General features: G+C 43.4%; 9 protein-coding genes. 4 read left to right on the top strand and 5 right to left on the bottom strand.

Annotation, left to right across the window (positions count from 1 at the left end; genetic code table 11):
• Nucleotides 1–252: 252 nt before the first annotated feature.
• From QUB66_RS25850 to QUB66_RS25835, 4 genes are all read left to right on the top strand, one after another.
• A complete protein-coding gene (locus QUB66_RS25850) occupies nt 253–1,509 on the top strand; it encodes an ABC transporter substrate-binding protein (RefSeq protein WP_332970164.1) in 1,257 nt (418 codons plus the stop codon).
• Between the two features lie 102 nt (nt 1,510–1,611).
• Nucleotides 1,612–2,562, top strand: coding sequence for a branched-chain amino acid ABC transporter permease (locus QUB66_RS25845; protein WP_332970163.1), 951 nt, complete (start codon nt 1,612–1,614; stop codon nt 2,560–2,562).
• Nucleotides 2,563–2,753: 191 nt separating this feature from the next.
• Nucleotides 2,754–3,677, top strand: a complete 924-nt coding sequence (locus QUB66_RS25840; protein WP_332970162.1) for a branched-chain amino acid ABC transporter permease — start codon at nt 2,754–2,756, stop codon at nt 3,675–3,677.
• A 183-nt stretch (nt 3,678–3,860) separates the two neighbouring features.
• The gene (locus tag QUB66_RS25835) at nt 3,861–4,331 is read left to right on the top strand and encodes a DUF1643 domain-containing protein (RefSeq protein WP_332970161.1); all 471 of its coding nucleotides are present in this window, start codon (nt 3,861–3,863) and stop codon (nt 4,329–4,331) included.
• Between the two features lie 2 nt (nt 4,332–4,333).
• On the opposite strand, the gene QUB66_RS25830 is transcribed toward QUB66_RS25835, so the two are convergent.
• The 5 genes from QUB66_RS25830 to QUB66_RS25810 all read right to left on the bottom strand — a co-directional run bounded on the left by QUB66_RS25830 (nt 4,334) and on the right by QUB66_RS25810 (nt 8,912).
• A complete protein-coding gene (locus QUB66_RS25830; RefSeq protein ID WP_332970160.1) occupies nt 4,334–5,215 on the bottom strand; it encodes a nucleoside triphosphate pyrophosphohydrolase family protein in 882 nt (293 codons plus the stop codon).
• A gap of 15 nt (nt 5,216–5,230) precedes the next feature.
• Nucleotides 5,231–6,355: a nucleotide kinase domain-containing protein gene (locus QUB66_RS25825; protein ID WP_332970159.1), complete on the bottom strand. Its 1,125-nt coding sequence runs from the start codon at nt 6,353–6,355 to the stop codon at nt 5,231–5,233.
• 252 nt (nt 6,356–6,607) lie between these two features.
• Nucleotides 6,608–6,745: a hypothetical protein gene (locus tag QUB66_RS25820; protein ID WP_332970158.1), complete on the bottom strand. Its 138-nt coding sequence runs from the start codon at nt 6,743–6,745 to the stop codon at nt 6,608–6,610.
• A 9-nt stretch (nt 6,746–6,754) separates the two neighbouring features.
• Nucleotides 6,755–6,967: a hypothetical protein gene (locus QUB66_RS25815; protein WP_332970157.1), complete on the bottom strand. Its 213-nt coding sequence runs from the start codon at nt 6,965–6,967 to the stop codon at nt 6,755–6,757.
• A 79-nt stretch (nt 6,968–7,046) separates the two neighbouring features.
• Nucleotides 7,047–8,912, bottom strand: coding sequence for a serine/threonine-protein kinase (locus tag QUB66_RS25810; RefSeq protein ID WP_332970156.1), 1,866 nt, complete (start codon nt 8,910–8,912; stop codon nt 7,047–7,049).
• Nucleotides 8,913–8,954 lie beyond the last annotated feature (42 nt).

Genomic DNA, 8,954 nt, shown 5'->3' with positions numbered 1-8,954 from the left:
CTTTATTAATATACTTATTTCGCAAGGGGTTGTCAAGCTTTTTGGGAAACTATTTTTGAGTTTTTTTTTGAAGCTTGTAGTGTCAGGGTTTTACCTGCTCAGGCTGGTTCAAAACTCCGCTCGCCCACTCTGCTTTTCCGGATATCACCTGTTTCGATCGGTATTAGTCAGGTTTTTTCAGGGGACTCTTCCGCCAATGGGTAGAATATCTGTACAGACAGATGTTCTATATATATATGTGTTCGATCGCCCATGAAAAACCTTACTACTCGTCCTAGTGCCTTGTTCGTTACCTGCGCTTCACTCCTGATTGGTTGCAGTCAGACCAACACTCCCCAGACCTCTACAACAGTATCTACAGCTACTTCGCCATCTCCGGCAACTTCGCCACAGGGTGCGGGTGCGGCGAACTCAGCCGCTATTCCCATTGGAGTTGGGGTGGCGCAAACTAGCAATGTCGCCTTACTCGGCCAGGAACAGGTGGCTGGGGTGAAAATTGCTGAGAAGTATTTCAACGATCGCGGCGGTGTCGATGGAACACCAATTAAAGTGGTGTTACAAGATACGGGTGGAGATGAACAGGGGGCGATCAATGCCTTCAATACTCTGATCAATCAGAATAAGGTGGTGGGTATTGTGGGCCCGACTCTATCGCAACAGGCTTTTGGTGCAGATCCGATCGCCGATCGCGCCCAAGTTCCTGTGCTCGCACCCTCCAACACAGCTAAAGGTATTCCCCAGATTGGCGATTATGTCGCCAGAGTCTCCGCGCCCGTGGCCGTGGTAGCACCTAACGCAGTTAAAGCGGCCCTCAAGCAAAATCCCAATATCAAGAAAGTAGCCGTGTTTTTTGCTCAGAATGATGCTTTTAGCAAATCTGAGACTGAAACTTTCCAGAAAACGGTTAAAGAGATGGGACTGGAATTGGCAACAGTCCAAAAATTCTTGACTACTGATACAGATTTCCAATCTCAAGCCACTAATGCGATCAATGTCAAGCCCGATTTGATAATTATTTCCGGGTTGGCGGCAGATGGAGGCAATTTAATTAAGCAGTTGCGGGAGTTGGGCTACAAAGGCGTTATTATTGGGGGCAACGGTCTCAATACTTCCAATGTATTTACTGTTTGCAAGGCTCTTTGCGATGGGGTTTTGATTGCCCAAGCATACAGCCCCGAATATCAGAATGAAGTTAATAAGGCTTTCCGCGACGCTTATCGCGCGCAATTTAAGAAAGAACCGCCTCAGTTTAGCGCTCAAGCTTTTACTGGGGTACAAGTTTTTGTTGAGTCATTAAAGGCAATTAATGCTCAGTCTAAGGTGAAGGAAAAGCCTTTGGCCCAATTGCGGACAAAGCTGAATCAGCAGTTGTTGATAGGCAACTACGATACGCCTTTAGGGGAAATTTCTTTTACGCCGGAAGGTGAAATTAATCAGAAAGAGTTTTATGTGGCACGGATTAAAATGGATGCTGATGGAAATAACGGTAGGTTTGAGTTTTTGAAATGAATCAACAGGGAAGTTCGGCAACGGATGTAATGGATAGAAGGAAGATTTTTAGTTTGTTGATGAATGAATGATTTAATATTGATGCGTAATTCGTGACGGGCGATGGATTTAACTCTGTTTTTGCAACAATTTTTGAATGGTTTGTCGATCGGCAGCGTGTATGCTATTTTCGCACTGGGATACACGCTGGTGTTTTCTATTCTAGGAATTATTAATTTTGCTCACGGTGCAGTGTTTACTTTGGGTGCTTATTTTACCTATGCGCTGATGGGGGGCGCTTTCGGTTTCAACGGATTGTTGGCTAATGCGAGAATTCCCGTGCAATTGCCTTTTGCTGTGGCGCTAATTTTGGGCAGTGTGTTGGCTGGTTTGGTGGGAGTAATTGTGGAAAGAGTTGCTTTTTTACCTTTGCGCCGCCGAAACTCAGATCCTCTGCTGACGGTGGTTTCGAGTTTGGGGGCGGCGGTGGCGATCGCCAATATCATTCAATATCTTGTAGGGGCGGAAATCTACACTTTTCCAGCTAATACTTACGGTAATTTGCCAGCAGCTATTAACTTTGGTACGGCGGATCGACAGATTCCGATTCGTACTGTGCAAATAGTGATTTTTGGGGTGGCTGTGGCGATTGTTAGTCTGCTAACTTACTTGATAAATTTCACGAAATTTGGTAAGGCAATGCAAGCGGTGGCTGAAGATGCTACTACTTCTAGTTTGTTGGGGATTAATACTGACAGGTATATTGTTTTGACGTTTTTTGTGAGCAGTTTTCTGGCGGGTTTGGCGGGGGGTTTGGTGGGTTCTAGTGTGAGTATTGCTGGGCCGTATTTTGGGATTGCTTTTGGTTTGAAGGGTTTGGCTGTGATTGTGCTGGGCGGCTTGGGGAGTATTCCTGGGGCTGTTTTTGGTGGGTTTATAATTGGTTTGGTGGAGGCTTTTGTGCCGGGAGACTTTTCGGCTTATAAGGATGCTGTGGCTTTTGGTATATTGTTTGTGATGTTGTTGGTTAGGCCGCAGGGTTTGTTTGGGCGACGTTTGATTGAAAAGGTGTAAGATGATTCGGCGATTAAAATTGGGGTAACTACGGAGGAATTGCCCCTACAAAAACTAATTAGATCGGAATGATTTAACCGCAGAGGACGCAGAGGACGCAGAGAAAGAGAAGATAGAAATGAATGATTATGATGGGAGTGGATTTGAGATAAAGTTGGTATTTAAGTATGTTTATTATTTAAAATAAAATCATGGCTGCATTTTTTACTACTTATGGATTTCTGATTGTCTCAATGCTGTTGGGTGCAATGTTGGGATTGTCGTTATATTTGCCTTTGATGACTGGGCAGTTGTCTCTGGCTAGCCCCGGTTTTTATGCTTTGGGTGGCTATATTGCGGCGATTTTGTCTACGACGGTGTTTCAAACGACGGGGGGTTTGTTTCCGCTGCCGTTGCTGTTATTGGAGATGATAATTGCAGGGGCTGTTTCGGGGTTGCTGGGTATTTTGGTGGGTATTCCGGCGCTGCGGTTGAGGGGGATTTATTTGGCGATCGCCACTATTGCTTTTGTGGAGATTCTGCGGGTTTTGTCCCTGAATCTGGATATTACTGGCGGGGCTGTGGGTATTTTTGGGATTCCGCAACCGTTTGCAACGTCGATCGAGTATTTGTGGATTGTACTGCCTTTGCTGTTGGTAAGTATGGCGATTCTCTACCGACTGGAACGGATTCGGGTGGGGCGGGCTTTTGCAGCGATTCGGGCTGATGAGTTGGCGGCTGATGCGATCGGCATTAACCCGACTTTTTATAAGGTTTTGGCTTTTACGTTGGGTGCTATTTTAGCAGGGGTTGTCGGTGCGGTTAGCGCGCATTTTCTCAATACTTGGAACGCCCGTCAAGGTACTTTTGATGCTAGTATTATTTACTTGACTTCTGTGTTAATTGGTGGTAGCAGAACTTTTGTGGGGTCTGTTTTGGGCGGGATGGTTTTTACTGCTTTGCCGGAGGTTTTGAGGGGGATGGCGACTATTGAGGGATTGCCGGTTTGGTTGGCGCAATTTCTGCGGGATGGGCGGTTAATTATTTTTGGGTTGCTGATTGTAGTAGGGACGATATTTTTTCCGCAAGGGTTGGTGACGCCGGAGTTGTTGAAGAGGTGGAAGAAGGAGAATTAACAAGATATTTTATCAGTCCTTCTGATTTGTTTGTCACTTTCGTCTCAGTAGCGCTCCTACGGATTTAATGGACCGACCGTGGAAGATGTTATATAATGGGAGAATATACATTGTGATGAGGGAATTCAACTTAAACCTAATTATATGGATGGGAAATCTTTTGGCTGTTCAGGTGAAACAACTATGAAAAAAGATGCAGTGATCATAGGTGACTACCGCTACTCGCTATGTCGGGAGTGGAACAAAAATACTCAAAGGGTCGCTTTTATTATGCTTAATCCTAGTAGTGCAGATGCAGCTACTGATGATCCTACGCTTCGTCGCTGCATTAGTTTCGCTAAGTCTTGGGGTTATGGTTCGCTTGAAGTGGTCAACTTATTTGCTTACCGATCTTCAGATCCACGGGATCTGAAAAAGGTAACAGATCCGGTAGGACAAGAAAATGACCGTTATCTCAAAGAAGCTGTTGAACGAGCAGATAAAATTATTGTAGCTTGGGGTAATCGGGGCATATTGAATGACCGCTATAAAGCTGTTTTAAATATGCTAAATGGCTTAGGTGGAATTCAACTTTACTGCTTGGGAACTACTAAGAAGAGTCATCCATACCATCCACTGTATGTTCAATGCAACACACAACCTGTCAATTATTAATCTCATTTGTCTTGATAGATTATGGAGCGTGCATCAAGGTCTACAATAACTTTTCCTCCTTGATTTTTCTCCACCTTTCGCCAGACTTCGTAGCCACTCAGGATAGCCTGTTCCCAAGCACCAAGTGAACACTGAGAAACTTCTAAGTGCAAGGTCATATTTTTGATAGTTTTTAGGAGTTGGTCATCAAGAGTATCAACTCCTTCTAAGAAGTTGCGATCCTTGGCATAGCTAAACACGAGGGCTGATATACCTTCTTCAATTGCTATTGCACGACCGCCATCTTCAACTTCGTCAATACCGGAATCGCTTTTTCGCTTAAGCTTAAGGTTACTACGAATGACTGGCGACCACCCCAAAACTGCTGCATATGAGAAATGGAAAATGTCGTGAAAGCGGTACCCATCACTTGAGTAGGAGTTATCGGTCAGATCATTCCCAATCTGTTTTCTATTTATAAATGCTTTCATCTTGACTGAGTTATTTTCGCTCACCTCCATAATTTCAACCTCAAACCGACGTGGTAAGCGCTCATGTTCTGGAAAATGACTGTCAAGTATGTAGGTGTCTGTTTGTACTGAATCTCTCCATCCCCAACGATCACGGGATTTTTTAAGATTACCTTCCGCAATTTCTTCTAAATCAAGGTCAAACTTGGTTGACACATTAGCAATATACCAAAGTATATCTCCCAATTCTTCTGCAACGCATTCTGGGAAAAGCTTATGGGCTTCGCCGTCGCGGAGATACTTTTTGTACTCACTGAGTAACTCACCTGCTTCACCAACCAATCCTAGTAAAGGTATAATTATTCCATTTCCTGACTTGCTAGGAACTTGGTCGGTTTTTTGCGCTTGTTCTTGATATTCGCGAAAATCCATCATCAACTCCTTGAGATTTTATTGATCCCTAAACTGAGTATGAGCTTTAGCTGTTCTGTATTCTTGAATAGCCTGATTGATTCCCCACTTGGGGGGATACCAATAATCTGGAGTTTGTCCTTTACCTAAGTACCTCTGTTTTATACGAGTTCGACCTGATATTCCAAAAATCTCTGGATGCTTAATTCTCGCATATTTATCGACTTCGCAGAATAGATTTTGGCAATCAATCAATTGAAGTTTTCTCCCCCATAGGAGCTGAAAATTCAATCCTAGTCGCTCAAACTCAGACTCTTGAATTTCCACCATCAATTTTATAATTTCTGGCTCCTTAAGTCCGCCGAGGTCACTAAAGCATTTACGAATACCATCTAATGCTCCCGGCCCAGGAATGACAAACTCCATCTCGCTAAAGTTAGTAATTTCGCTATAGTTAACATCAGTAATAAACTGATATGCTAAAAAATTACCCAGAGTTGGATATTCACGCAGCAAATCGAATCCTTCGTGCATATTCTTGGCATCAGCAAGCTTTTTTGGTAGTTCATCAGCCATCATCTTTTCAATCAGCTTAAGGTGATTACGGTGTTTCGCAGTGTGCCCGAAGCTTGTTCCCCCTGATGGCATCATGTATGCAGCAGAATAAATGGCTTGATCTGACTGAATGGCATCTGTTAGAACTTGGTCATAGCGTTCAAAAGAATATTCTGCGTAAATAATGGAACCAAGCTTGTTCTCCAGAAGCTCCCACGTTTCGATCTTATTGAAAATTTTGAAGAGGATAATTCTAAAAAATACCTCGTTACGTGATGAAGGAAGGTCATTTTGGTAGATGACGTTACGGATTAAATACTGGCTTACACGATCTGATGCGCGGTAGGTATTGGTAAACTTGTAGGTCGAAAAGATTGGATCATCAGTCCAAGGTATTGGTGCATTTTCTAGCTTTTTAAAAAAAATTTTTTGCCTTTCAGCAGCGAATCGCCAGTAAGTATTGAATACAACAGTAGGCTTGGCGGGAAAAATGTGTGAAATGATTTCTGATGGCGAACTTCGTTCGTCGCTATAGTTACCAAAATCAAAACTTAGTTGTTTGTTTTGTTCGACGTTTTCAATAACGTTTTTTAGCCGTTTTGTCCCCATTTTATATTCTATCCCCTATCTGTTTATTAGTTGTTCGGTGTAAAGCATTTCGAGCTAGATTTGTGATTTTCTGCGGTCATTAGATAAAAATAATCCATCGACTCACATCCCACCCGGACATTCAGGCTATCGCTCTATACGTTTAAGACTACCATCTCTGGATCAAGTAACTTGCTTGTCAACAGTTTCCACAATTAAGATACCACATACGAAACATTTCCGATCATGTACTAAAGTGTGTTAAGGGGTTCATCAGCTCAATTGTTGTACGAGAGCCGATGTCCAAACTGTAGCAGCTTTGAGTTCAGCCTCGACAAGACTTTCTAATTCTGCTTGTTCTTTGGGAAAAAGGGTTTGTCCTCGATCGCGCGCTGTACGCCACAAATTCATTAATTCTGATCATCGTTTTTGTTGTTGGACAGTAAAGAATTCGTCAGGGTTAAAGCTTTGAATGACTATTAATGCGCTGAAGTTTATTTCACCTAACAAAGCCGTTAAAGCATCTAAAGCTTGACCCGCAGTTTTGCCAACCGACTCCCGATCGCCCGCAATAGCACGATAAGATTTCTCGCCGCTGGCATTAAATACAGGCAGGATAGCTACTATAGTCATATCTCCTTCTATATCTGTTGTTTATTAATTGTAAGATTCAAAATCGTATATTGTGCGATCGCAATTCAATTGCTGCGACTTACACAATATTGTGCCAAATTTTAATCGTTTTGTCACTGCTGCCGCTAGCCAAAAACTCTCCTTCCGGGCTAAAATTTACAGAATAAACAGAATTTGTATGACCAGCAATATTACAAAGTTCTTGACCATTTTTAACCCGCCAAATCTTGATAGTTTGATTGCTGCTGCTGGCAATTACTTCGCTATCGGGACTAAACGCGATCGAATCTACATACCAAGAATGACCAGCAATTGTTAAAACTTCTTGCCAATCTTTGATCCACCAAAGTTTGATAGTATTGTCGTGACTACCGCTTGCCAGAAACTCTCCATTGGGACTAAAAGCTACACAACGCACGCAGTCTGTATGACCAGTCAGCGTGCGAATTAGCTTGCCATCTTTGACTCGCCAAATCTTAATGGTTCTGTCCCAACTGCTGCTAGCCAAAAGTTCTCCGTCTGGACTGAAGGCGACGCAGTAAACTAAGTTAATGTGATCGCTAAATGTACAAATTTCTTGCCCGTCTTTCACGCGCCAAAGTTTGATTGTTTTGTCCCAACTGCTGCTAGCCACAGTTTCCCCGTCTGGACTGAAAGTTAAGCCATAAACTGAGTTGATGTGACCTGCAAGCGTGCGAATTTCTTGCCCGTCTTTCATCCGCCAAAGTTTGATTGTTTTGTCGTGGCTGCTACTGGCGAGTATCTTGCCGTCGGGGCTAAAAACTACTGTATGAACTGAGTTAGCGTGTCCTGCCAGAGTTACTATTTCTTGCCCGTCTTGTACTTGCCACAGCTTGATTGTTTTGTCATCGCTACCGCTGGCGATAACTTCCCCGTTAGGGCTGAAAGCTACAGAGGAAATTAAGTTTTTGTGTCCGGTTAAGGTGTGAATACATTGCCAGTTATGGGTTTGTTGTTGGGGCGGATTGGGATTAGCTGCGGGTTTGACTGATTTGGTGATTTTTTGAGGAAGGGTGAGTTTACTAGCTGCTTCTGGATTCAGTTGGGTTAAGACTTCAACAGCCGTTTGATAGCGACGGTTCGTAGCATTTTCAATCAATTTATCTAAGATTTTACCCATTTCTTCATTCACCGGGTTATTCGCCAAATATTGCCGCCAAATCCAGTCATCTTCGCCCGGATCGAAGAGGTCAAAGGGGGAAACTTGAGTTAGCAAATACAGGCAAGTTACGCCTAAACTGTACAAGTCGCTGGTGAAAAATGCTTTGCCTCTGGCTTGTTCTGGGGCGATGTATTCGGGGCTACCGATGCTGGTTCCTGTTTTGAGTAAGGCTGTACCTGTGGCTATTTTGGCGGCACCAAAGTCTACTAAAACTAATTGTTTGTCGGCGCGGCGGATGATATTTTCGGGTTTGATGTCTCGGTGAATAACGTTGTGGGAGTGGATGAAGTGAAGTACGGGTAATAAGCTGTTGAGTAAGTCTTGAATTTGAGTTTGTGTAAACGTGCCTTCTGTTGCTACAATTTGTGCTAAATTTTGTCCGTCGATAAATTCTTGGACTACATATTGTCGGTTGTCTTGGATGGAATATGCTAAGAGTTCGGGAATTTGAGGGTGTTTTCCCAATTCGTCTAATCGCATTGCTTCTTGTTCAAAAAGTTCGGCGGCTTTTTTGCTGTTGCGATTGCTGGCTGATGGGATGAGTTGGGTTTCTGGGGGTAAAAATTGTTTGATGACGCAGCGGGGTTTTGATGGTTTGTCTTCGTCAACGGCGAGTAATGTTCTGCCAAAACCTCCTTGTCCGATCGCCTTTATGGCCCGATATCTGTCGCGCAACAGCAGTTTTGACCGGCAATTTCGGCAAATTTTGGCTGTATCCGGGTTTTCGGGCTTGGAACAGTTAGGGTTTAAACAGTAACTCATTCGATTTTAGATTGGGGATTTGGGATTTTAGATAAGATAAGA

Origin of the sequence: Microcoleus sp. A2-C3 (assembly GCF_036706065.1) — a bacterium.
In the GTDB taxonomy this organism is placed as follows: domain Bacteria; phylum Cyanobacteriota; class Cyanobacteriia; order Cyanobacteriales; family Microcoleaceae; genus Microcoleus.
Note: the sequence above shows the minus strand (reverse complement) of the source record. Positions and strands in the feature narration are given on the sequence as shown.

What these genes read in the sequence shown, in the direction of transcription:
- QUB66_RS25850 (WP_332970164.1), top strand. Translation starts at nt 253, where the DNA reads ATGAAAAACCTTACTACTCGTCCTAGTGCCTTGTTCGTTACCTGCGCT.
- QUB66_RS25845 (WP_332970163.1), top strand. Translation starts at nt 1,612, where the DNA reads ATGGATTTAACTCTGTTTTTGCAACAATTTTTGAATGGTTTGTCGATC.
- QUB66_RS25840 (WP_332970162.1), top strand. Translation starts at nt 2,754, where the DNA reads ATGGCTGCATTTTTTACTACTTATGGATTTCTGATTGTCTCAATGCTG.
- QUB66_RS25835 (WP_332970161.1), top strand. Translation starts at nt 3,861, where the DNA reads ATGAAAAAAGATGCAGTGATCATAGGTGACTACCGCTACTCGCTATGT.
- QUB66_RS25830 (WP_332970160.1), bottom strand. Translation starts at nt 5,215, where the DNA reads ATGATGGATTTTCGCGAATATCAAGAACAAGCGCAAAAAACCGACCAA.
- QUB66_RS25825 (WP_332970159.1), bottom strand. Translation starts at nt 6,355, where the DNA reads ATGGGGACAAAACGGCTAAAAAACGTTATTGAAAACGTCGAACAAAAC.
- QUB66_RS25820 (WP_332970158.1), bottom strand. Translation starts at nt 6,745, where the DNA reads ATGAATTTGTGGCGTACAGCGCGCGATCGAGGACAAACCCTTTTTCCC.
- QUB66_RS25815 (WP_332970157.1), bottom strand. Translation starts at nt 6,967, where the DNA reads ATGACTATAGTAGCTATCCTGCCTGTATTTAATGCCAGCGGCGAGAAA.
- QUB66_RS25810 (WP_332970156.1), bottom strand. Translation starts at nt 8,912, where the DNA reads ATGAGTTACTGTTTAAACCCTAACTGTTCCAAGCCCGAAAACCCGGAT.